This window comes from Bacillus cereus group sp. MYBK216-1, assembly GCF_051916495.1.
GTDB classification, from domain to species: domain Bacteria; phylum Bacillota; class Bacilli; order Bacillales; family Bacillaceae_G; genus Bacillus_A; species Bacillus_A thuringiensis_K.
The window spans coordinates 59,382-83,101 of record NZ_JBQAGT010000001.1 but is presented as its reverse complement, the minus strand read 5'-3'; the positions used below and the strand labels follow the sequence as shown (position 1 = coordinate 83,101).

Below are 23,720 nucleotides of genomic sequence, written 5' to 3'. Positions count from 1 at the left end.
TTTAAAGCGGATTACATTTTGGCATTTCAAGTCCAGACGATTGAGCTAGTTTTAATAAGTAGTAACATTCCTCTCTTGCCATATGATCTGCCATTCTAGCTGATAATACACTTAATACTTCATTCGATAACTCGAGCTCTTCCACTTCATGTAAAAAATGCGAAAATAATTTCAATTCAAGTGAAACATCTTTCGTAAACTTCTTTAATGCTGGAAAATGATGAAGCTCCGTTCGTAAATATCCAGTCATCTCAACTGCCTTTAAGTAAAATTGTTCAAAATGCTTCGTAAATTCTTCGCTTTTCTCTTTCAATTTTTTTTCAACAAGATCTAGCCCACCAGAAATAGAACCTGCATGACCAGCCGCATCTGTTAACCAAACGAGATGATAATGTAATTCATGAAAAACAGGCGGAACTTCCCCTTTCTTCAAAAACTCTAAAACCGTTATATACTCTTCCACTTCGTTTACCATATGATTAATAAAAGTTGGCGTAAAATGAATAGTAATTTTCCCTTCCAGCTGTTTCTGTATAGTATCTAATTTAAACGCCCGAATCTCCTTAGCGGCTTGTTCTGCCTCTTTGGAGAATACCATCAGATTCACATTGCGAACTTTATTTAACAGATTCGTAAATGTTTCAACAAAGTAAGTAGCTTTCTTTATATCCTCTTTTTCCTTCGGAGCTAATGCATCCAGTAAAAATTGTGCATGATCAGTAAGTACCTTTAGCCAAAATTGATGCTCAAACAACGCACTTTCTTCATAACTTCTCTCCACTAAATCCCCTCCGTTTATTCATCCTTCTCTATCACTTGAAGTTTATATCCATCTGGGTCTTGTACTACAATACTCTTCTCACTTTTGTTTTCTATATATAAAATTTCATAAAACGTTAGCTTCTTTTTTAACTTCTCTATGTTAGAAATTGAAAATGTTATAACCTCGCATAAATTCGTAACACTCTTTTCTCTTCCTCCTAACATGCGATTCATAACAAAACTAATTCTCGTTGAATCGATATCATACCAAACCCCTGTAACATCTAATTGCGGCCTCAATGAACTAGGTGTTATTCCTAAAATCCCTTCGTAAAAATACAGAGTTTCCTTTAAGTTCTTTACTTCTAACACGATTAAATTCTTTACATTCTCCACATTCATTCCCCCTGTACTTATTACTTTTTTATATGTGTCATAAATGCTCATTATGTCTGAATACAATACGTAGTGATGAAGATATAGGGAGGTTTATTAATGGATAAATACATGAAATCATATGTGCCATATCATAGCCCTCAAGATCCTTGCCCTCCTATTGGGAAAAAATATTACTCTACCCCTCCTAATTTATATTTAGGTTTTCAACCGCCAAATTTACCACAATTCTCACCGAAAGAAGCACTACAAAAAGGAACTTTATGGCCTGTTTTTTATGATTATTACGAAAATCCTTATAAAAAAGGGCGGTGACTACTGACGTGAATCAACCACTACCAGAAGAGTATTATCGACTTTTAGAGAATCTCCAAGAATTAGACTTTGTATTAGTTGAACTAACTCTTTACTTAGACACCCACCCAGACGATACAGCAGCTATTAACCAATTTAATGATTTTTCCTATAAACGAAGAGTATTAAAACAACAGATGGAAGAAAAATATGGACCGCTTCAACAGTATGGAAATAGCTATTCTAATGCCCCTTGGGAATGGAGTAAAGGTCCTTGGCCATGGCAAATATAAAGGAGAGAAACTATGTGGATTTATGAAAAAAAATTACAATACCCTGTTAAAGTAGGAACTTGTAATCCAGCACTTGCAAAATTATTAATTGAGCAATACGGTGGTGCAGATGGAGAATTAGCTGCTGCACTACGTTACTTAAACCAGCGTTATACCATTCCTGATAAAGTCATTGGCCTCCTTACCGATATTGGTACAGAAGAATTTGCGCATCTTGAAATGATTGCTACGATGGTTTATAAGCTGACAAAAGATGCGACTCCTGAACAGATGAAGGCAGCTGGTCTCGACCCTCATTACGTCGATCATGACAGCGCACTTCATTACCATAACGCAGCTGGTGTTCCATTTACTGCAACCTATATACAAGCTAAAGGTGATCCAATTGCCGACCTATACGAAGATATTGCAGCTGAAGAAAAAGCGCGTGCCACATATCAGTGGCTTATCAACCAATCTGACGATCCCGACATAAATGACAGCTTACGCTTTTTACGCGAACGAGAAATTGTCCATTCCCAACGCTTCCGAGAAGCCGTTGAAATTTTAAAAGAAGAACGCGATAGAAAAATATATTTTTAATACACGTATCCTAGCGATATGTGTTTTTTTCACGTTAAAAGTTAAATCCTTCCTATTAAACATACAAATAGTATATTTATTCGATTTAATGCATTATTTTTTAATTTTTTCAAAATTCCCTATTGCTTTCTAGTCATCAGACCTTTAAAATAATAACAGTTACTCGACAAATTATTTGAATTTTCGACAAAAATACTCATTAGGAGGATTTTCTTTATATGCGTACAACTTTGAAACCAGCGCAAATACTTTCGATTAGTTTATTACTATTCGCAGTTTTCTTCGGTGCTGGTAATATGATTTTCCCACCCCTTCTTGGTCTTTCTTCCGGAGAAAATATGTGGGTTTCCATTACAGGATTTATTATTACAGACGTAGGTTTATCTTTACTTGCTATCGTTGCTGTTGCCCTTGCTGGTGGTAGTTTTAACACTTTAGCGAGCCGTGTTCATCCAAAATTCGCAGCAGTATTCGCTATCATTATTTATCTTTCAATCGGCCCACTATTTGTTATTCCACGAACTGGATCTGTATCTTATGAAATTGGGATTGTACCACTTTTCCCAGATCAATGGTATTCTATGTTAGTTTTTAGTGCGATTTTCTTTACAGTCGTTTACTTCTTATCATTAAATCCATCCAAGCTAGTAGATCATATCGGTAAAATATTAACACCAATTTTACTTGTAATTATTGCAATTATGGCAACAAAAGCGATTCTTTCACCAGGAACGTTTGCAGAGCCTATCGGTGACTATAAAGACATCCCGTTTTTCAAAGGATTTCTTGAAGGATTTTTAACGTTAGATGCAATTGGCGCTCTCGTTCTATCAACAATTGTTGTAAATGCAATTCGTCAAAACGGTATACAAGAGAAGAAATCTATCGCAAAATATACAATCATTTGCGGAAGCATCGCTGCTCTATTCTTAACAATTGTTTACTTCTTACTCGGTTATATCGGAGCTTCAAACGGAAACTTAGGGCAATTCGAAAACGGTGGTCAACTATTAGCTACTGTTATGTATCAATTCTTTGGGACAAGCGGTAATATTTTATTAAGTATCGCCATTATCTTCGCTTGTTTAACAACGGCAATTGGTGTTGTAAGTGCATTTGCAAATTACTTCACAACAGTGCTAACAAATGTTTCATACAAAAAGCTTGTACTATACGTTTGTATCTTTAGCTTCGTTATTTCAAACTTAGGATTAAGCTTATTAATTAAAATCACACTACCTGTATTAATTATTTTGTACCCAATTACAATCATTTTAATTTTCGTATCATTTATCGATAAATATACGAAACGTAAACCTTCTGTCTACATCGGAGCGATGATCGCAGCATTTATTATTAGCTGTATTCATGCACTTGATAATGTGGGAATGATACCAAGTTTTATCGCTAATATCGTACACACGATTCCTTTTTATAACTTAGGAATCGGCTGGATCGTTCCAGCAATCATCGGTGGTATAATTGGATACTTTATTCCGCAAACAGAAGCTGAAGGCGAAGTTTCTACAAAATAAAGAAAAGAAGCAAGCATGAAATACATGCTTGCTTCTTTTCTTTATTTTCACATCGTATGCTTAAAAGTAAATAACTCTTCTTTCGACTGCACAACAGATTGTTCCTCTTCTACAACATCCTTCTTTAGCTCTCCTCCTAACCTTACCTTCAACATCGCCTCTTCTATACTTTTTACAATCATATTTCCTGAAAAAATAGTAAGCCCGAAAAATGTAATTGGGACGAGAGGAATCCATGGATGCACTGTTAATGATCTAAAGTATACTCCAATTAAACCTGACCATTCATGCGTATAAGATTCCACCTCTTTTATAGGTCCACCAAACGTAACAGTCCCACCAAAGAACACTTCAAGTAATCCTAAGTGCAGTAAAATAGTAAGAGTCTGCGTAAACTGCTGAAGAAATACGAGTATAAATGGCATATAGAGATGCGGAAAAATATGTTTTATAACAATATGTCTTCTCGATCCACCTAATATGCGCGCGGCATCAACAAATTCTTCCGTTCGCAATTTACGAACTTCCTTCGCAACATACAGTGCAATAACTGGCATTACAAGCAGTATAAGTAATACCACTTGAAACGAAGCCCTTTCAAAAAAGGTTGTTGTCTCCTCTCCGCTTCCAAATGCATTTGCAGATTGAAGAAAAAAATACGCAATCATAACTGTCGGAATAACTGTAAAACTATCAAAGAAAGCCTCAATTTTTGAAAATCCTCTTTTTATATACGTTCCGAGTACGACACCGAAAAACACACCTATTACCATTCTAAGTGCCGCAATTAAAATAGATATACCAATCGTCCACTTCGCGCCCTCAATGACTAAATGTAACAGGTCATACCCTTTCTGGTCTGTCCCGAGTAAAAATTGTAATGAAGGTGGAAACGGTGGCACTTGTGGATTTTCATCCGCATCATATTGCAATGTGACTTGTCTAATATGTCCATCATTCCATAACGTATTTCCGATGCTCAAAAGAACTAATAAGAGAAGAAACCCAATGCTTATCCAAAATCTTTTATCACGTTTTATATACGTCCACATATTATAATCTCTCCTTCATCGCAGCCGGAATGAGATAATGAAACAATTTAAATAAAATAAAAATCGGAATATATATAAGAAGCACACTAACGATGAAAACCTCAACTCTAATACCGAAATACGATTTCAAAAACATAAAAATACCACCCGTATTAAAAATCCATTCTATAATATATAAATTAGATAACATAAAAAAGATGTTCGTTTTCGCAAAGAATAATGTACTAAGCAACACATTTCGTAAAATATGACGATTTAAAATATGAAAGCGCCCCAGCCCTTTCGCCTTAGCAAATAGTACATAATCTTTTTCTAGTTCATTTTCAAAACGAAGCACGACCATTTTTACAAACATAATCGTAGTCGGAATGCTCAAACACAATATTGGCAACCCCCTAATCGACTCGCCTCCAATTGAAGCAATTTGAAAAGGTAAAAAACCTGTTTGTTTAAAAAACCATACAACTAAAATTTGTGATACTAAAATAAGAAGGATATCTGGAATGGATTCTAGGAAGATAAGAAATGATTTAATTCGATGTTGTATACGCGGTGAACTATTCATAATTACATAAACAATACAAAATGCTACAAATAATGAAATAAAAAAAGCAGCTAAAAAAATAATAATCGTTTCTTTATAATGGACGAACAGCTGCGGAAATAAAAATTTACCTCTCACATATTGCAAATTGGAAATATCCATTAAGTTCACAAACACTTCTTTTAAACTCTGTATGTACTTTGATACATCCAGCTTAAATCCATAAAACAATTTCGGCAGAGCCCCTAACATAATAATCCCCAAAATCGAAATAAGAAATTGAATCGTCACTTCCATTCCATTTAGAAAAACTTTTTTGACCACGTTTTCCCTTCTCTCTATATATAATTTACCCCTTAATTCTATTCTTAATTTTCTGAATTGTAAATATTTTAAAGACGAAAAATCACTAGGCTATGATCCTAGTGATTCTTTATGCGTATGCCCTTCTCTTTTCGCAAACGGCATATATAAAATGAAACATCCAATAAGCGCTGCAAGCTCTAATGAAATAATATAGTAAGGATGCGGTCCTAACATATCGAGTAATGAAGCAGTCTCTGGCTTATGAGCTAAAAACATATAATTACCGCCTGTTTTGTAATTTACAAACGAAACAAGCGGAATTAATATGTTTAAAAATATCATCGTACGCTTAATAGATTGCAAGGTCGGTCTATAGCCTTCCACCCAAGTCATAAAGAGTGGTGCCCAAATGAGCAATACATGCGCGATAAAATATTCAATGAAACGAAAATGCGGAAAAGCATATTGCAAATTTGGTGTTAAAATGGCTTGTGATGCACCAATAATTCCCGTAAAAAATACAATCTCATATATACGGTAACTTTTCGTTACAATCATAATCGATGCTAACAACAAACTAATCGTACATAACTCGAATGGTAATGAAGTGGCTAGCTCAAAAATCCCTGCTTTCCACTCCCACATATGCAGTCCAATTTCACTCCCTATAAATAGAAATGCAATCGCATATCGAACCGTTATATTCCACTCATTTTGACGTAATACATCTTGGTATTGATATAGGAAAAATATCCCCACCAACATAATAAATAATATAATGGCATGTTGCCTTGAATAGGGAATAAACGGTTTTAATGGATGCGCGCTAAAATAAGCTTCCATCTTCCTTCCTCCTTTCCTCCATACAATATTATTGTAAGAAAGAAACGACGAGTCAATTCATTTGCTTACACTAGGACAACCTCTACCTTACATTTACATATTCATACCTTACAAAACTGTAAGGTTATTGTAAGCTAAAACGATTTGTCAGATTCTTTACCTCTTCTATACTTAATGTAGATACTAAAACGAACGAAAAGGTGATAAATAGATGAAGAAGAAAAATAAAGTGTTAATTACTAGTGTAGTAGCAATCGGAATTGCAGCTGGATCATACTTTGCATTTGCTGGTGGCGGTTCAGAAGTAGCAATGGCATATAGCGGATATAAAGTAACTGAAAAACAAATCCAAAACGCGCAAAAATTTGGTGGCGAAGTTATTCCAAATGGAATTGAAACTATTTCATTCGATCCAACAAAAGGAACATATGAATTAGCTGTTAAAAAAGGCGATGAAGTGAAAAAGGGTCAGCTTCTATTTAAATACAATGATCCGACTGCGAAACAAGGTATAACAGAAGCAGAAATGCAAAAGAAAATCGCACAAAAAGAAGTAACATTGTTCCAAAAACAAATTGATGCAGCGAAACAAAAATTACAAAAAGATAAAAATGCAGGCCTTCCTGCTGAAGCATTAAAAGCATCAGAAGTTGAAGTTGGGCAATTAGAATCACAACTTGAAATGAAAAAGTTTGAAGTTGAAAAAGCTGATGAAATGATTAAAGCAGCAAAAGAGAAAGTAAACACTCTTTCTGTAACAAGTCCTGCTGATGGCGTAATTGATGATATCGTAAAAACTGCTGACGAAAAAACAGGTATGAGCGGAATTACTCTTCGTCACGCTGGTCAATTTAAAGTAAAAGGTCAACTTTCTGAATATGAGCTTGCTAGTATGAAAGTTGGGCAAGAAGTAACTGTTTCATCAAAAACTGTCGCTGGTAAGACTTGGACAGGAAAAGTAACAGAAATCGGTTCTACACCTTTAAAGAGCATGGATGAAAATAAAACTGTTTCTAACTATCAATTCACTGTCACATTAGATAATAGTGACGAACTACAAAACGGCTTCCACGTTTACGTAACAAGTAAATCTGGCGAAGCAACTGGTACAATTGTTCCGAAAAGCAGTATCGTGAAAAAAGGTGATAAAAATGTTGTCTTCGTTGTAAAAGACGGTAAAGCGAAAGAACAAGCAGTTACTGTTGAATTCGAAACTGATAGCGAAGCAAAAGTTTCTGGAGTGAAAAAAGGCGAGGAAATTATCTCTAAACCTGAAAAAGACTTAAAAGATGGTATGGAGGTTGTCGCCCAGTGATTAACTTAAAAGGCATCACGAAATCCTTCCAAAATGGTACAGAATCCGTTCAAATATTACATGGAATTGACGTAACACTGAACCAAGGAGAATTCACTTCTATTATGGGACCTTCTGGTTCTGGTAAATCAACATTAATGAACATTATCGGTTGCTTAGATAAACCGACGACAGGTACGTACGAGCTGGCTGGACAAAACATTTCAAACATGTCTGAAACAGAACTTGCACATGTCCGTAATAAAGAAATCGGATTCGTATTCCAAAACTTTATGTTATTACCGAGACTTACAGCAATGCAAAATGTTGAATTGCCTCTTATTTATGCAGGTGTTGATAAAAAAGAGCGACGTGAACGCTCACTAGCAGCTTTAACAAAAGTAGGTTTAGCTGATCGTGCTACTCACTTACCGAACGAATTATCAGGTGGACAAAAACAGCGTGTCGCAGTTGCACGTGCAATCGTAAATAATCCAAAGTTCATTTTAGCCGATGAACCGACGGGAGCACTTGATACGAAAACGAGTACACAAATTATGGACCTCTTTTACGAATTAAACAAACAAGGCTCAACAATCATTATGATTACCCACGATCGTGAAATTGGAGAAGCTGCAGCACGTCAAATTGTAATTCGTGACGGAAATATCGTCCAAGATTGGAGAGGTTAATTTTGAACACGAGTGAAAATATACGCATGGCCCTTTCCTCTATCTTTGCTCATAAAATGCGTTCTATCTTAACGATGTTAGGTATTATTATCGGTATTAGCGCTATCATTACTATCATTTCAATGGGTGATGGTACAAACGCAAAGTTTAAAAAAGAATTAGGCCAAGGAAAAGATAATGAAATAACGATTTACTACGATAACTCTGACTATGGAACAGATATTGCCAAAATTACAGCTGATATGCTAAAACGTCTTCAAACTGTTCCAGGCGTTAAGGATGTGTATCCAGATGTACGTATGAAAGTAAAAGCAGCTTCTGGTTCAAAAGATGTCTCGCTTGATTTAATAGGTGGAACAGGCGACTTCATGACAGATTCGAAAATAAAATTAGTTCACGGTCGCGAATTAAACGACAGCGAATTAACACAAGCAATTCCTGCTGTTATATTAAATGAAGAAGCTTTCAATAAATTATTTAATGGTTGGGAATCAAATTTATACACTGATATAAAAGGAAAGCCGTATAAGGTAGTCGGTGTGTACGAAACGAAAAATGAATTCGGAATGGCTATGGCTGAAGGGTATACGTCACTTGAAAATGTCCCTGTCATTTCAGGAGTAACTGAGTATGACTCTGTAAAATTAACAATGACCTCCCCAACAGAGCGTAAAAGTGTAGAAAAACAAGCCGTTTCTGTTTTAAACGAAATGAAATCTCCTAAATTTGAAAATAAATTCAAAGCACAGGACTTAGGTGAATTTACGAAGCAATTAGACGAATCTATCGGTATGATGAAAATGGTATTCGGTGGTATTGCTGCTATCTCCTTACTTGTTGGTGGTATCGGTGTAATGAACATCATGCTTGTATCTGTAACAGAACGTACACGTGAAATTGGTATTCGTAAAGCACTTGGTGCAACGCGTGGTAAAGTATTAACACAATTCTTAATTGAATCTTGTATTTTAACAGGACTAGGTGGTTTCATCGGATTCATGCTCGGCATCTTCTTCGCTTGGATCGTCTCCATCTTTGCCGGATGGCCACTCGTTGTCTCAAAAGAACTTGGACTTCTTGCAGTAGGTATCTCTATGTTAATTGGTATTATATTCGGTCTACTACCAGCTAACAAAGCTGCAAAACTGGATCCAATTGAATGTTTACGATATGAATAAAAAACGTAGGAGTGTAAACTCCTACGTTTTTTATTCATCTACTAAATTGAGTTTCTTCTATTATATATGTTTCACGTTACAACTATCATTCTAATACTCTTCATTATTTATAGGTACTAAGGCTATTATCTAATTCTATTATTGCAAAAATACTATGTAACAGACGAAAATCAAGGCGTAATTTTTTCCATACTTCGACTGATTTTGTAACAATTATATCGATATTTTATTAAATTTCACCTCATTTATATATTTTCACGCCTAAAAAGATTATCGTTTCATAACTAAATTTCCATTCAAACAGTAAAATACGCTACTTTTGTAATACCATAGATATCATCAAGAAATATTACTGTAACATTATTAACGTTACAGTAATTGAAATGCTACTCATTTTGTGTTTCATATGCCCTAATACGCCAAAAAACAACAAGGAAGCGCTATCAGGATATTTATGGAATTGTTACAGAATATTAATGCCCCGTTACGAAAGCTTTGTAATTTTATGTTTTTCGCAAATAAGAAAATAATGGTTGCTATAATGAGGTCAACGAAAACAAATGCAATGGAGGCTATTATGAAAAAATTTATGGGTATAGCAACAGCAGCGGTTTTTGGTCTTGGGATTTTCACAACATCTGCTAAAGCAGAAACAATCGTAACGACTGACGTACTAAACGTACGAGAAAACCCAACTACTGAATCAAAAGTTGTAGGAAAATTATTAGATGGATATAAAGTAAATGTTTTACATACAGAAAATGGTTGGTCAAAAGTTCAATTGAATAGCGGTAAAGAAGCTTTCATAAGCGCTGACTATACAAAAGACACTTACTACGTAACAGCAAACGTATTAAACGTACGTGCTGGAGCAAACACAGACTCAGAGATTCTTGGTAAGTTGAAAAAAGATGATGTAATTGAAACAACACACCAAGTACAAAATGATTGGATTCAATTTGAATATAACGGAAAAACAGCTTATGTTCATGTTCCTTACTTAACAGGTAAAGCACCAGTTAAAGTTCAACCAGTAGCTAAAGTTGAAAAAACAACTAAAGTTCAAGATACAGCTAAAGTTCGTGAAGCAGTTAAAGCTCAGGAAGTAGCTGAAACTCAAGCAAAAGCTAAAGCAGTAGAAGCAACTAAAGCTCGTGAAGCGGCAGAAGCTCAAGCAGAAGCTAAGGCTCAAGAAGCAGCTAAAGCTCGTGAAGCAGCTAAGGCTCAAGAAGCAGCTAAAGCTCAAGAAGCAGCTAAAGCTCAAGAAGCAGCTGAAGCTCAAGCAGAAGCTAAAGCTCAAGAAGCAGCTAAAGCTCGTGAAGCAGCTAAAGCTCAAGAAGCAGCTGAAGCTCAAGCAGCGGCTAAAGCTCAAGAGGCAGCTAAAGCTCGTGAAGCAGCTAAAGCTCAAGAAGCAGCTGAAGCTCGTGAGGCAGCTAAAGCTCAAGAGACAACTAAAGCTCGTGAAGCGGCTAAAGCTCAAAAACCTGCTACACAACAACCTGTTGCAAAAGAAACTGAAACAAGTGCACCATCATCTTCTCGTGAACTACGCGTTGTAGCAACTGCTTACACAGCAGATCCACTTGAAAATGGTTATAAAGCAGGCGACCAAGTAAAATCAGCTTTAGGTCACAACTTAACAGCTAATCCAAACATGAAACTTATTGCAGTTGACCCAAGTGTCATTCCATTAGGTTCAAAAGTATGGGTTGAAGGTTACGGAGTAGCAATCGCTGGTGATACTGGTGGAGCTATTAAAGGAAATAAAATCGATGTTTTAATGCCAGATAAAGGCACATCTAGTAACTGGGGACGTAAAACAGTTACAGTTAAAGTATTAAACTAGTTACCATATAAAAAAGAGTCAGTCTTATTATTGAGGCTGACTCTTTTTTTATGATTCTCACATTCTATCTTTCTCTTGAAAGTAAGCAATGTTGTCTCGAAGCCACTTTCGCTCTGACATAAATAAATTCCCTCGTTTTTTGTACACTTTATCAAATGTCTTTAAAACTTCTTCACGATCAACAAACTTATGTAAAAAACGAACACTATCGTTTTTATGATAAATATAAGGAATAATTTTATTTGTACTACTTACTACTGGTAATGTATAAATATTACTAAGCAATTCACTTAACAAAGTCGGACTGTCTTCATATTCCAAACAATCTATAAGATAATCTGCAATACAAATTTCTTTCGTATTAATAGCAAGTTTCGTCATTAAATAATAAATATCTTTCTTCATAGATACCTTTTTTGCTTTGCTTAACTTCCCCTGTAAATAAGGAAAAATTAATAAGTCATTTAACGCTTTTGCTTCATCATACGCACGATGCCATATATCTGTCTCTTCATCAGCTATCCCCCTTAATAAATCATCTATACACCTTTCCATCTCCTTCTCTCCCGTCTAAATTAAATCTATCTCTTTGCATTCTATATACGAGAGATTACTATTTCAACAGAAAAAAGAGGATGTCATAGCATCCTCTCCTGCCCTACCCTATTCCACACAAGTAAACTGTGTCCAAGCTCCTACATAATCTAGTAAGAATAACTCTTCTTCTGCAATTGTACCGACAATATTTTTCCGTTCATCTATCGGCATTTCTTTTAGAATGATTTGAAGTTCACCTTTATACTTACCAAATGAGTTGTTTCCAATTACAACTTGCCCTCTTTCCTGTAATACACTTTCGCGCACTGGGAAGTCATAGTCTTTATACTTTTTACGTACTTCTGTAGAACGCACCATATATTCTGTTATGTCGCCGCGTCTTACATGTAATTCTTGCAGTGTCGCTTTCTTCTCTACTTCAGTCGCTTCGTCTACAAAATTTACCTTTAGCTGTAACATGTAACGATTTAAGTTTCCTAGTTTCTCTAACTCTTCTTCACTCGCATAGGCATTTCCGATAATAACGTCATCAATAAGCCCTGTCGCCCATAAGTGTTTCGCTTGTACTTCAATCGGCAAGTTACGATGCTCTTCTAGCGTACATAATCCGTCATTAATATCCCATGGACCGATGTTAGCTGCATGTGACGTAATAAATGCTGCCGTGCGAATACCGTGTTTTTTAAAGCGTTCACTACAGCGAATGAAATAATCATACGGAAGACCAGTGAATTTTTGCGGATAAAAGTTATGGCAACCAATTAAAGCTGGTTTATTTGCCTGATGCGAAAGGATATTTTCTAAGTATGCAATATCGTTACTTACGTTCAGTTCAATTTTTAAGCCGTACGGATTATTCGTCATTTTCGCTTCTGTTAAACCGTCGAAACCTAAATCTAAACGGATACCATCTGCACCTAACTCTGCAAAGAATGATAGATCGCTATAGCTAATACCAAGTTGATCAAATACCGCCGGAGCTACATCTAAAATAACTTCCATATTATTATCTTTTGCATGATTAATAATTTCTTTAAATTCAGCTACAATTTCTTCTTTCGGACGATTCACAGATAATAGACATGTGAATATTCTTGAAAAACCGTGGCGTGCCGCTGCCAAAATGTATGCCATATCTTTTTCTTTCGTTGAATGCTCTGGATAAAGTGAAATTCCTAATTTACGCTCCATGCTTTTGCATCTCCTTCACACGTTGTATTAATGCCATGCTCGTAAATCTATATTTTGCAGATAAACATGTTGCACATAAAATCGTTGGTACAATAATTACGTACGGTGATTGTAACCCTAACATTACATAAGCACCCATTGAACAACCGATAAATAAAACTGATATTAGTAGTAACACTAATAAAGATTTACTTTGTACCCATTTTGAATAATGTGCAATACACTGCCCCGCTACGAATGTAATTAAGATGATAATTGCTCCGAGCATTCTGTTTTCTCCTCTCCTGCTATTTGTTGTTTCTCATACATTTTGAAGAATGGATAGTAAATAACGAATGAGATAACAAAGTTAACAAGTACAAGTACACCAGCCATAATTGTCCAGTCCGTACTAATCACCGCTGCAATTGGCGCTAACATCGTAAATGGCAATTTCGCCATCATCAGCGGAATCATACCTGAAACAACTGCGAAATATGATACTGTCGTTGTCACTAACGGTGTAATAACGAAAGGAATAATTAAGATTGGGTTCATTACAATTGGTGCCCCGAAAATAATTGGTTCGTTAATATTGAATAAGCCTGGCACGAATGATAATCTACCTAACTCTTTTAAGAACTTAGATTTAGAGAACATAAACATAATAACTAAAGCTAACGTCGAGCCCGATCCACCGATCCATACGAACCATTGAATAAATTGCTCTGTAAATAAGTTTGGTAATTGATGTGCATTTCCTGTAGCTGTGAATACTTCCATATTTTCAAGAATTGCTGAATCCCACATCGGACGAATAATTGGTCCTAAAATCGCAGGGCCATGTATACCGAATGACCAGAAGAACACGATTAAGAATACTGTTAATAAACCGCCGAATAAATTATTTCCTACTAATACTGATTTTAGTGGTGCGATTAAATATGTGATTGTTGTATTTACATCAAATTTTAAACCGTAACGAATACCCCAGAATAAAAGAATAACGACTAAAGTTGGAATTAATGCTGCAAACGAATTTGAAACTGCTGGTGGTACACTGTCTGGTAATTTAATCGAGATATTATGCTTAATCATAAAGTGGTAAATTTCTACTGCAATTAATGCTGTAACGATTGCGCCGAATAAAGATGTTGCACTTAATGTTCCTACTGAAATGTATCTACCTGCATCAATAACACCTGGTACAGCTTTCGTAATTTGAATTGGTTCAACTGATGCTAGTAAAAAGGCGAGTACAGATAACAACCCTGCACTTAACTGATTGAGCTGATAAAAGTTTGCGAGTGAAGCTCCTACCCCAAATGCTGCGTATAACGCCATTAAACCTACTGTAAATCGGAACGGAATATCTAAAATATGGCGAAACGGTGCAATCCACTCCATATATGCATCAATTGGTAAATTTAAAAAGATAACGAAAAATGATCCGACAATCGTTAACGGTAATGTAGAAATAACCCCGTTTCGAATTGCTAATAAATGTCGTTGTCCTGCAATTTTTTGCGTTGTTGGCATAATCTTTTGTTCCATAAAACTCATAAACCCATTCATCAATAGCCCTCCTCTTCCTCTCTACTATAAAAGAATGAAATAAACTTTATAACATTATAATGTTTATATTTAAAAAGATATAATTATGCTAAAACTAATTGTTCCGCTTGCTTAAGCACTTTCAAACCATCACACATTCCATAATCTCGTTGGTCTATGATCGCAACTGGTATATTGTATGAATTTGCAAGAAACTCTACAGCTGGAAATAAATATTTCACCTGTGGGCCAATTAAAACGACATCGGCTTCCTTAATTTCAAGCTTCACTAGTTCTGAATCAACTGCCTTAATTTTATAATTCTTCCCCTGTTTCTTTGCCTCTTCTTGCATTTTTCTTACGACCATACTCGTTGACATACCTGCTGCACAACATAATAAAATGTACATCTTATACTGTCACTTTCTCTTCTACTCGTTTATGAAGAGCAATAAATTCTTCAGCCAGTTCTTTTACTGTAATTGCATTCATTAAATGATCTTGCGCATGCACTAACAGTAAACTGATTTCTGCATGATTTCCTCTTGCCTCTTCTTGAATTAAATCCGTTTGAATGCGATGAGCTGATGAAATTTCCTCACTAGCAAGTTTCATCTTTTCACTGGCATTCCCGAAATCTCCTTGTCTTGCAAAAGCAATTGCTTCAAGCGCCGCACTTCTCGCATTGCCACCATGTAAAATTAATGCAAATGGAGTTTGCATATCAGCCATTTTAAATTCCCCCAAGCTATATGTTTTCTATGTTTTTATCTTATTATGAAAACGCATACAATTAAACATAAAAAACTTCCGTTATGTAACGGAAGTTTTTATATACTTTTTCAAAATGATAATAAAATCTCTTGAAAATCTTCAATTAACTCGGTCTGAGTAAGTTTCTCTATCGTAGTTTGACTAGACATAATATCATATAAAAAATCATAAAGCCTTTGCAAATCTTCATTATTATTGCGCTTTACACTAAATAAAATAATTACTTGTACTTTTTTATCTCCCCAATCAACAGCCTTTTCAAGTGTGCAAAACATCAAAAAAGTTTCCTCACTTAATAACTGCATCGGATGCGGGATTGCAACTGAATTCCCAACCGCTGTCGGAGACGTATTTTCTCTTTCCATAACAGAAGCATAAAAGTTTTTTGGTACATAGCGTTTCTCAGCAGCTTTCTCACATAAAAACTGAATAACATCCTCTTTCGTAGAAGCACTATGATTTAAAAAGATTAAATCTTCCTTAATATAAGGCTGCACACTAGTATTCACATGCGTAAACAATCGCTGACCAATCGATTTAATCTCTTTATCATCAAATATTGAATTCACTTTTATAACTGGAACAGGCAAGCCACTCGGTATATGAATCGTACTAATAATACAATCTATTTTTTCTTTATAAAGATCTTCTACTTTCAATTGATAATAGCCTGTAATACCTACAATCTCTAATTTATCTCGGAACTGTGATAAAATTTTATATTTTAATAGTTGTGCACTCCCTTGACCAGTCGCACAAACTAATAAGCATCTTTTCTTTTGATTCTGCTCCTGCAAACGGCTCATCGCTCCGCCGAAGTGAATTGCAATATAACCAATTTCACTTTCAGGAATCGATTCACCCATATATTCACCAATGATATCTCCAACAAGAACCGCAACTTCAAAAGCATACGGATAATTCTTTTTCACTTCTGCCAAAAGAGGATTCCTCGTATTTAACTTATACTTCAAACGATTTAATAACGTTTTTAAATGAATACCAAATCCAAATAATAATTCTTCATCATAATAAAAAATAAGATTCCGTTCTTCCGCTACTTTAAAAAGAATATGTTGCATAAATGCATATATATCTTTCCCTAATAGCTCTTCTACATTTTCATAGCGACCTCTCGTTGTAACAGCAGTACTTAATAAATGCATCGTCACATATAATACTTCTTCTTCTGGAAATGAAAATTTTAACTCTTTCTCTAAATCTCCTAAAATCTGCTTCGCAATTGTATATTCTTTCTTTATTATAAGTTCTGATTGCTCCGCATGTAGTCCTTTCATATAATGTTGACTTTGACAACGCTTTAATGCAATTGCAATATGAATGACTAAATTATCAATTTCTATATCAGATAAATATATTGTTCCGCCTTCAATATACTTTAATATAATTGAACGAATGAGTGATATATGAGGTAGCGATAAATATGTCTCCGTCTGCTCAAATTGCTCATGAAACGGAGTATGGTCATAACGCGGGAAACCATATTGTGATAAACAAGAACGAATATTAAATTCCTCTCCAACAATACGTATACCATAATACGGTCTCTTCTCAATTTGTAATTTATAGCGACCACATATATCTGTAACATCTTTCATAATTAAATTGACCGTTGATTTGCTCACATACATCTCTTCCGCTAATTCTGAAAGCTTCACATATTCCTCTGTCATTAAAACACGCTGCAGAATGTACGCTATTCTTTCTTCATAAGAAGTTGGGATCTTTTCCGTCTGTTTTTGAAATAGACTCACACAAAAGTCTTCAAATTTCTTCTTTTGTATAATTTCTAATTCGTACCCATTCCCTCTTTGCGATTCGATTTTCGCTCCGTTTTCTTCCAATATATCATTTAATAATTTTATATCCTTTTGAATCGTCTTCGTTGATACATGTAAACGGCCCGCTAAAAAAGCTCGATTTAACATCGATTTCTCTTCTAAAAATTCCTCTAAAATAGAAATTAATCGCTGATGCACCTTTGTCATAGCTCTTCCTCTCGCTCTTTATATATAAAGGGGGAAACGCTGCTGAAATCAGTAGTTTTTCCCCTTTATATTCTCTCTATTTCTTTAATGTGAATCCGAATTTATCCCATGCTTGTAAATAGTCTAGTAAGAAAATCTCTTCTTCTACAATTCGACCAACTACATTTGTTTTTCCTGTATTCACCATATCTTTTAATGCAATTTGTAATTCACCTTTATACTGGCCATATTGCTCATTGTCAATTAATAAATCTCCACGCTTAATTTCGCGCGTATTATGAGGGTTAAACTCTTCTTTTTTATATTTCACACGACTTTGTGTAGAACGAATCATATATTCAGATACATCTCCTCGATAAAAATGTGGTTCGTCTAATACGATAATTCTTTCTAGTTCTGTCGTTGTATCATATAGTTCTATATCAAATGCTTGTTTTTCTTTATTTAATGCACCTAGTGCTTGTAATTCTTCTTCTGACGCATATGCGTTTGCAATAATAACATCATCAATTAATTCCGTCGCGAATAAATGCTTCGCCTGTGTTGTCATCGGTAATTCACGATGCTGCTCTAATGTACATAACCCTTCTGTTACTGGCCAAGGTCCGTATGTTGCATCAAATGATGAAATAAAAGCAGCCGTTCTCATACCGTAATCTTTAAATTGTTTCGAGCATTTAATGAAATGATCGTATGATAACCCTGAATAACGATGCGGATAAAAATTATGACAACCAATTAAATTTTCACGATTTGGTCTATGACTCATAATGTTATCTACATACTTCGTACCATTACTCATATTAATCTCAATTTTCAAACCATATGCATTATAAGTCATAATTGATTCTTCTAATCCTGAGAAACCGACATCTAAACGAATACCGTACGCACCTAATTCATGGAAGAATGATAAATCATTATACGAAATACCTAATTGTTCAAAAACAGATGGACTAATATCAACTAATACTTGGAACCCTAATGCATTCGCATGAGAGATCGTTTCTTTAAATTCTTCTATAATTTTCTCCTTTTCTCCATCCACAGATAATAAACATGTGAACACACGTGTAAATCCATATTTACTTGCTAATGTTAAATACTCCTTATCTTTCTCTACTGTTGAATGTTCTGGATAAATAGAAATACCTAATCGTCTCATATGTACACGCCTCTTTCTTCATCATATTGTAAACCTTTTCAAATATATGTAGTGAAAAAGTATATATCCCCTTCTTGTTCACTACTCTTTTGAATCCGCTTTCTTTAAAGAAAAAATAATTTCTATCATTCTTAACACCTACAAGTCTATACATCTATACTTTACATCTTTTTTTCATAGTTGTGTAGCTTTTACACAAATTTGTCAGTTTTTCATCTTAAAAATTGTTATCCGTTTTCAAGACACCTTCCTTGACTGTTTCATTGGCCAATACATATACTCGAAAGAAAAGAGATAAAGTGAAACTTTAATCAGTGAGGGGGGGTTCATCCCCCACTGATTATTAGTTGAACCAATCGGGCATTTACGGGCAGTTGATCTCCCACCTAACTTCTTTGCTCCAGTCCGATTTTGAGGTGGGAGTTTTACTGCCCGTTAATAGCGGGAAAATTTTATATAGGGGATGAATATATGGGAGAAGCAATACTCGTAAAACGAGAGCCGTTATGGACAAAAGAGTTTGTTGCTTTAATTTTTGCAAACTTATGTATGTTTTTAGGGTTTCAAATGTTAATTCCAACCTTACCTGTTTATGTGAAAGAAATTGGTGGCACAAGTTCCAATATCGGATTTGTTGTCGGCATGTTTACCGTTGCGGCACTTTTTGTTAGACCGCTAACTGGGAACGCCTTGCAAAAATTTAATAAAAAAATCATTTTAATGATCGGTACTGCTATTTGTTTACTCGCTATGGGCAGTTACCTTTTCGCCTCAACAATCTTTCTCTTGCTTGCTGTTCGTATTTTACACGGAGCTGGTTTCGGTATTACAACGACTACATATGGAACTGTCGTTTCTGATTTAATTCCCTCAGCTCGCCGCGGAGAAGGCATGGGATATTTTGGCCTTTCTGGAACAATTGCAATGGCCCTCGGTCCACTTATCGGACTATGGCTTATGCAAACATATAATTTCACAATTCTTTTTTTATGTGCATTATCGTGCACAATTGTTTCATTAATATTAACGAAGCTACTTCAAATCCAAAAAACGAAACAGCCGCCACAACAATCATCTAGTACTTTTCTCGATGGATTTATTGAGCGTAAAGCTTTACTTCCTTCATTATTAATATTATGTATTACATTAATGTACGGAGGAATCGGAAGTTTTATCACACTATTTGCTACAGAAGTCGGCATAGCTGATATTAGTCTCTTCTTTTTATGTAACGCACTAGCAATCGCTGTGACTCGTCCATTCTCTGGAAAGCTATATGATGCGAAAGGGCATACATTCGTCATCATTCCGGGAGTTATTATAACGTTTACAGGCATTATTTTATTGTCGTATACGACGACAATTCCGAGCTTAATTATTGCTGCAGCATGTTACGGAAGTGGTTTTGGAGCGATCCAACCTGCACTACAAGCATGGATGATTGACCGCGTAGCACCCCATCGACGCGGCGTAGCAACTGCTACATTTTTCTCCGCATTTGACCTTGGAATAGGCGCTGGAGCAATTATATTTGGATTTATTGCTCACTTTACAAACTATGCAACTGTATATCGTTACTCCTCTCTATTACTTATTGCTTTTCTCTTCATTTACATTACAAGCATAAGAAAACAAAAGCATGGCGATAAAAACACGGAAAAAGCTGCTGGATAATTCAGTGGCTTTTTTATCGTGTTAAAAAAATTGTTTTTCCTCGCTTTGCTATTATAAAACTACATGCATTTTCCTACATATTTTTTTAACTTTCCTCAAAAAATATACGATGAACTCGCAGACGCTTTCCTTGATATTCGACTGAACAATATTATTCTAAAAAGTGTGATTTCTTTACAAAATTAAGATTTAAATAAGATGTAAACCAATAAAATACAGCTGTTTCTTTAAGGGATTGTAAACTTTTCTTCTCTTTGTAAATTTAGTGTAAATTTTACTAGCAAACCGTTTACAGTAACTCAAGGTTCAGTTAATAATTACATCGTACATGAAATTTAAGGAGTGGAATGCGTGGAATATAATGTTCAAGATATGATCTTCCAGTTCATTGGTGGATTAGGTATTTTCTTATTCGGGATTAAATACATGGGCGATGGACTGCAACAAGCAGCTGGAGATCGTCTTCGCGATATTCTAGATCGCTTTACAACAAACCCACTAATGGGTGTACTAGCTGGTATGTTAGTTACTGTATTAATCCAATCCAGTTCAGGAACAACCGCTTTAACAGTCGGACTTGTAAGTGCCGGATTTATGACATTAAGACAAGCAATCGGTGTTATTATGGGTGCAAACATCGGTACGACGGTTACTGCATTTATTATCGGAATTAAAATCGGAGAATATGCTCTTCCAATTATGGCAGTTGGAGCAATCTTACTATTCTTCTTTAAAAATAAAAAAGTACATTCTTTAGGTCAAGTTATATTCGGTTTTGGTATGTTATTCTTCGGTTTAGAATTAATGAGCACAGGCATGAAACCTCTTCGCTCTTTAGAATCATTCCAAGAATTAACAGTTAGCATGAGTGATAATCCAATTTTAGGTATTGTTGTTGGTACAGTCTTTACTTTAATTGTACAAAGTTCAAGTGCAACAATCGGTATTTTACAAGAACTATTCGGTCAAGGTGCAATCGATTTACAAGCTGCCCTTCCTGTATTGTTTGGTGATAACATCGGTACAACAATTACAGCTGTATTAGCAGCAATCGGTACTTCAATTGCTGCAAGACGCGCAGCATTAGTTCACGTTATCTTTAATATCGTCGGTACAATCATCTTTACAATTTTATTAATACCTTTTACAAATTTAATTCTATACTTCCAAACGTCATTAAACTTGAATCCAGAAATGACAATTGCATTTGCACATGGAACGTTTAACGTAACGAATACTATTATTCAATTTCCGTTTATTGCAGTATTAGCATGGATTGTAACAAAAATTATTCGCGGGGAAGATGCAGCTATTGACTTCAAACCGCAACATTTAAATCCAATCTTTATTGAACAATCTCCTGCTATCGCATTAACAGAAGCACAAAAAGAGATTATTCGTATGGCTGAGTTTTCATTACATGGATTAAAAGAAGCAAACCAATTTTTGAACACACAAGATAAAAAACACGCTGACATGGCTACTCAATTAGAAGGAGCTATTAACAATTTAGATAAAAAAATTACCGAGTATTTAGTTTTACTATCAGAAAAGCCACTTTCACCTACGGATTCTGAAAAACATTCCGTTTTAGCAGGTGTTGTTGGAGATATTGAACGTGTCGGTGATCATGTAGAAAACCTTGTAGAACTTGTAGATTTCCAAATTTCAAACCGTGTTTCACTATCAGATGAAGCATTAGCTGAATTAAACGAAATGCTAGAATTAACTATTTCAACACTGCAAGACTCAGTTGAAGCTTTAACAAACTTCGATACTGAACTAGCTCAAACTGTTATTGCAAAAGAACGTAAAATCGATCAAATGGAACGTGTTCTTCGTAAACGTCACGTATTACGTCTGAACGAACGTAGCTGTTCAGGTGATGCAAGTATCATCTTCGTTGATATGGTAAGTAACTTAGAGCGCATTGGTGATCATGCTGTAAATATTGCTGATGGTGTTTTAGGTGAACAAGGTAAAATCAATTTAAAACAATCATTATGATAAGAAAGAGACGCTAACTTAAGCGTCTCTTTTTTCATTATATTTTAACAACTGTTCTTCCTTTTAACTTTCCTTGCAATATAAGTACAAACTTCTTCTCTAGTTCTTCTAATGTACATTCCTCTGTATAAGATAGTAACTCTTTATTTCCCCATTCATTCGCTAAAAGCGTCCACACATCACTTCTCACATCTGCTGGACATTGCACAGAATCTATCCCTAAAAGGCTTATGCCTCGTAAAATAAACGGATATACCGTTGTTTGTAATTGCTGACCTGCCACATTACCGCATGTCGTTACACAACCACCATACTTTACTGTTTTTAAAGCTGTTTCTAACATACGTCCACCTACAGTATCGATAACCCCCGCGTATATCCCTTTTAACATTGGTCTTCCTGATTCATCATTCAATTCCACGCGATGAATCACTTTTTTCGCGCCTAGACGTAGTAGCATATCTTCCTCTTCCATTTTCCCTGTCGCTCCTACTACGTTAAACCCTAACTTACTTAATATACTAACAGCTACACTCCCTACGCCGCCTGTAGCACCCGTTACTAAAACATCCCCCATACTAGGGGTTATACCTGCTCTCATAAGCTTATATACTGATAAAGCCGCTGTAAAACCTGCTGTTCCGTACATCATACTTTCCTTTAATGACATTCCCTCTGGTAAAGGGACAATCCAAGATGATGGCACGCGAATATACTCTCCGAAACCACCAGAAGTATTCATTCCTAAATCATATCCCGTTACAATGACTTGATCTCCTGCCTTAATGGTAGCATCTTTACTACTTATAACCACTCCTGCTGCATCAATTCCTGGCGTATGAGGATATGTTCTCGTAACACCTTTATTACCAGTAGCTGAAAGAGCATCTTTATAATTTAATGAAGAATAATGAACTTGTATGAATACGTCTCCCTCAGGTAAACTACTTACTTCTCTCTCAACAACTTTTCTTACAAACTGATGATTTTCCTTTTCGTTCACAATGATTGCTCGGAATGATGTATGATTCATTATGCTCTCTCCTTTATCCGTCAAATTCTTCTTTATTATATAGAAGAAATAAGTAAGCTTACTCATTTCTTCTTGGCTATATTTCAACAAATCTTACTTCCCTATCACTTTCTCATAATATATATTTTCATTTCTACTAAAAGCCCTTATACTTATTCT

At 35.3% G+C, this 23,720-nt stretch carries 24 protein-coding genes; 10 read left to right on the top strand and 14 right to left on the bottom strand.

Features of this window, described 5'->3' with window-relative positions; translation table 11 throughout:
• Window position 1 precedes the first annotated feature (1 nt).
• Both ACTFRH_RS00505 and ACTFRH_RS00500 read right to left on the bottom strand, forming a co-directional pair.
• Complete coding sequence (locus ACTFRH_RS00505; RefSeq protein WP_000442439.1) at window positions 2–781, bottom strand: DUF2935 domain-containing protein; 780 nt, start codon at window positions 779–781, stop codon at window positions 2–4.
• 14 nt (window positions 782–795) lie between these two features.
• Window positions 796–1,224, bottom strand: coding sequence for a lactoylglutathione lyase (locus ACTFRH_RS00500; protein WP_165498028.1), 429 nt, complete (start codon window positions 1,222–1,224; stop codon window positions 796–798).
• Window positions 1,225–1,257: 33 nt separating this feature from the next.
• Here ACTFRH_RS00500 and ACTFRH_RS00495 point away from each other — a divergent pair, with 33 nt between their 5' ends.
• From ACTFRH_RS00495 to brnQ2, 4 genes are all read left to right on the top strand, one after another.
• The gene (locus tag ACTFRH_RS00495; RefSeq protein WP_000362188.1) at window positions 1,258–1,473 is read left to right on the top strand and encodes a spore coat associated protein CotJA; all 216 of its coding nucleotides are present in this window, start codon (window positions 1,258–1,260) and stop codon (window positions 1,471–1,473) included.
• A gap of 8 nt (window positions 1,474–1,481) precedes the next feature.
• The gene (gene cotJB / locus ACTFRH_RS00490) at window positions 1,482–1,745 is read left to right on the top strand and encodes a spore coat protein CotJB (protein ID WP_001075543.1); all 264 of its coding nucleotides are present in this window, start codon (window positions 1,482–1,484) and stop codon (window positions 1,743–1,745) included.
• Between the two features lie 12 nt (window positions 1,746–1,757).
• Window positions 1,758–2,327, top strand: coding sequence for a spore coat protein CotJC (cotJC, locus tag ACTFRH_RS00485; RefSeq protein ID WP_000265278.1), 570 nt, complete (start codon window positions 1,758–1,760; stop codon window positions 2,325–2,327).
• 218 nt (window positions 2,328–2,545) lie between these two features.
• Window positions 2,546–3,862 carry a branched-chain amino acid transport system II carrier protein BrnQ2 gene (gene brnQ2 / locus ACTFRH_RS00480; RefSeq protein WP_001260940.1) on the top strand — a complete coding sequence of 439 codons (1,317 nt, stop codon included), beginning with the start codon at window positions 2,546–2,548 and terminating at the stop codon, window positions 3,860–3,862.
• A gap of 47 nt (window positions 3,863–3,909) precedes the next feature.
• Here brnQ2 and ACTFRH_RS00475 read toward each other — a convergent pair whose 3' ends face one another.
• The 3 genes from ACTFRH_RS00475 to ACTFRH_RS00465 form a co-directional block, all read right to left on the bottom strand.
• Complete coding sequence (locus tag ACTFRH_RS00475) at window positions 3,910–4,914, bottom strand: ABC transporter permease (RefSeq protein WP_440048804.1); 1,005 nt, start codon at window positions 4,912–4,914, stop codon at window positions 3,910–3,912.
• A gap of 1 nt (window position 4,915) precedes the next feature.
• Window positions 4,916–5,782, bottom strand: coding sequence for an ABC transporter permease subunit (locus tag ACTFRH_RS00470; protein WP_000239696.1), 867 nt, complete (start codon window positions 5,780–5,782; stop codon window positions 4,916–4,918).
• A gap of 90 nt (window positions 5,783–5,872) precedes the next feature.
• A complete protein-coding gene (locus ACTFRH_RS00465) occupies window positions 5,873–6,607 on the bottom strand; it encodes a YwaF family protein (RefSeq protein WP_000388683.1) in 735 nt (244 codons plus the stop codon).
• Window positions 6,608–6,818: 211 nt separating this feature from the next.
• Here ACTFRH_RS00465 and ACTFRH_RS00460 point away from each other — a divergent pair, with 211 nt between their 5' ends.
• The 4 genes from ACTFRH_RS00460 to entC all read left to right on the top strand — a co-directional run bounded on the left by ACTFRH_RS00460 (window position 6,819) and on the right by entC (window position 11,617).
• On the top strand, window positions 6,819–7,922 hold the full coding sequence (locus ACTFRH_RS00460) for an efflux RND transporter periplasmic adaptor subunit (protein WP_000728827.1): 1,104 nt from the start codon (window positions 6,819–6,821) through the stop codon (window positions 7,920–7,922).
• Window positions 7,919–8,593, top strand: coding sequence for an ABC transporter ATP-binding protein (locus ACTFRH_RS00455; RefSeq protein ID WP_000609108.1), 675 nt, complete (start codon window positions 7,919–7,921; stop codon window positions 8,591–8,593). The genes ACTFRH_RS00460 and ACTFRH_RS00455 overlap by 4 nt, the downstream gene beginning before the upstream one ends.
• Before the next feature lie 26 nt (window positions 8,594–8,619).
• Window positions 8,620–9,771: an ABC transporter permease gene (locus ACTFRH_RS00450; protein ID WP_003300097.1), complete on the top strand. Its 1,152-nt coding sequence runs from the start codon at window positions 8,620–8,622 to the stop codon at window positions 9,769–9,771.
• Window positions 9,772–10,225: 454 nt separating this feature from the next.
• Window positions 10,226–11,617, top strand: coding sequence for a cell wall-binding protein EntC (gene entC / locus ACTFRH_RS00445; RefSeq protein ID WP_440048805.1), 1,392 nt, complete (start codon window positions 10,226–10,228; stop codon window positions 11,615–11,617).
• 57 nt (window positions 11,618–11,674) lie between these two features.
• On the opposite strand, the gene ACTFRH_RS00440 is transcribed toward entC, so the two are convergent.
• The 8 genes from ACTFRH_RS00440 to ACTFRH_RS00405 all read right to left on the bottom strand — a co-directional run bounded on the left by ACTFRH_RS00440 (window position 11,675) and on the right by ACTFRH_RS00405 (window position 18,847).
• The gene (locus ACTFRH_RS00440; protein WP_000438975.1) at window positions 11,675–12,172 is read right to left on the bottom strand and encodes a hypothetical protein; all 498 of its coding nucleotides are present in this window, start codon (window positions 12,170–12,172) and stop codon (window positions 11,675–11,677) included.
• 108 nt (window positions 12,173–12,280) lie between these two features.
• A complete protein-coding gene (locus ACTFRH_RS00435; protein WP_000440029.1) occupies window positions 12,281–13,366 on the bottom strand; it encodes a DUF871 domain-containing protein in 1,086 nt (361 codons plus the stop codon).
• Window positions 13,356–13,634: a hypothetical protein gene (locus ACTFRH_RS00430; RefSeq protein ID WP_000900030.1), complete on the bottom strand. Its 279-nt coding sequence runs from the start codon at window positions 13,632–13,634 to the stop codon at window positions 13,356–13,358. The genes ACTFRH_RS00435 and ACTFRH_RS00430 overlap by 11 nt, the downstream gene beginning before the upstream one ends.
• Window positions 13,610–14,920, bottom strand: a complete 1,311-nt coding sequence (locus tag ACTFRH_RS00425) for a PTS sugar transporter subunit IIC (protein ID WP_001013058.1) — start codon at window positions 14,918–14,920, stop codon at window positions 13,610–13,612. Before ACTFRH_RS00425 ends, ACTFRH_RS00430 begins: the two co-directional genes overlap by 25 nt.
• A gap of 83 nt (window positions 14,921–15,003) precedes the next feature.
• Window positions 15,004–15,309: a PTS sugar transporter subunit IIB gene (locus ACTFRH_RS00420; protein ID WP_000275642.1), complete on the bottom strand. Its 306-nt coding sequence runs from the start codon at window positions 15,307–15,309 to the stop codon at window positions 15,004–15,006.
• Window position 15,310: 1 nt separating this feature from the next.
• Window positions 15,311–15,631 carry a PTS lactose/cellobiose transporter subunit IIA gene (locus ACTFRH_RS00415; RefSeq protein WP_000774633.1) on the bottom strand — a complete coding sequence of 107 codons (321 nt, stop codon included), beginning with the start codon at window positions 15,629–15,631 and terminating at the stop codon, window positions 15,311–15,313.
• A gap of 110 nt (window positions 15,632–15,741) precedes the next feature.
• Window positions 15,742–17,682 carry a BglG family transcription antiterminator gene (locus ACTFRH_RS00410; protein WP_000169787.1) on the bottom strand — a complete coding sequence of 647 codons (1,941 nt, stop codon included), beginning with the start codon at window positions 17,680–17,682 and terminating at the stop codon, window positions 15,742–15,744.
• 76 nt (window positions 17,683–17,758) lie between these two features.
• A complete protein-coding gene (locus ACTFRH_RS00405; RefSeq protein ID WP_001253346.1) occupies window positions 17,759–18,847 on the bottom strand; it encodes a DUF871 domain-containing protein in 1,089 nt (362 codons plus the stop codon).
• Window positions 18,848–19,318: 471 nt separating this feature from the next.
• On the opposite strand from ACTFRH_RS00405, the gene ACTFRH_RS00400 reads away from it, so the two are divergent.
• Complete coding sequence (locus ACTFRH_RS00400) at window positions 19,319–20,521, top strand: MFS transporter (protein WP_000503239.1); 1,203 nt, start codon at window positions 19,319–19,321, stop codon at window positions 20,519–20,521.
• A 351-nt stretch (window positions 20,522–20,872) separates the two neighbouring features.
• The gene (locus ACTFRH_RS00395) at window positions 20,873–22,528 is read left to right on the top strand and encodes a Na/Pi cotransporter family protein (protein ID WP_000456252.1); all 1,656 of its coding nucleotides are present in this window, start codon (window positions 20,873–20,875) and stop codon (window positions 22,526–22,528) included.
• 37 nt (window positions 22,529–22,565) lie between these two features.
• Here ACTFRH_RS00395 and ACTFRH_RS00390 read toward each other — a convergent pair whose 3' ends face one another.
• Entirely contained in the window at window positions 22,566–23,561 is a 996-nt protein-coding gene (locus ACTFRH_RS00390; RefSeq protein WP_001016952.1) for a YhdH/YhfP family quinone oxidoreductase, read from the bottom strand.
• Window positions 23,562–23,720: the final 159 nt, after the last annotated feature.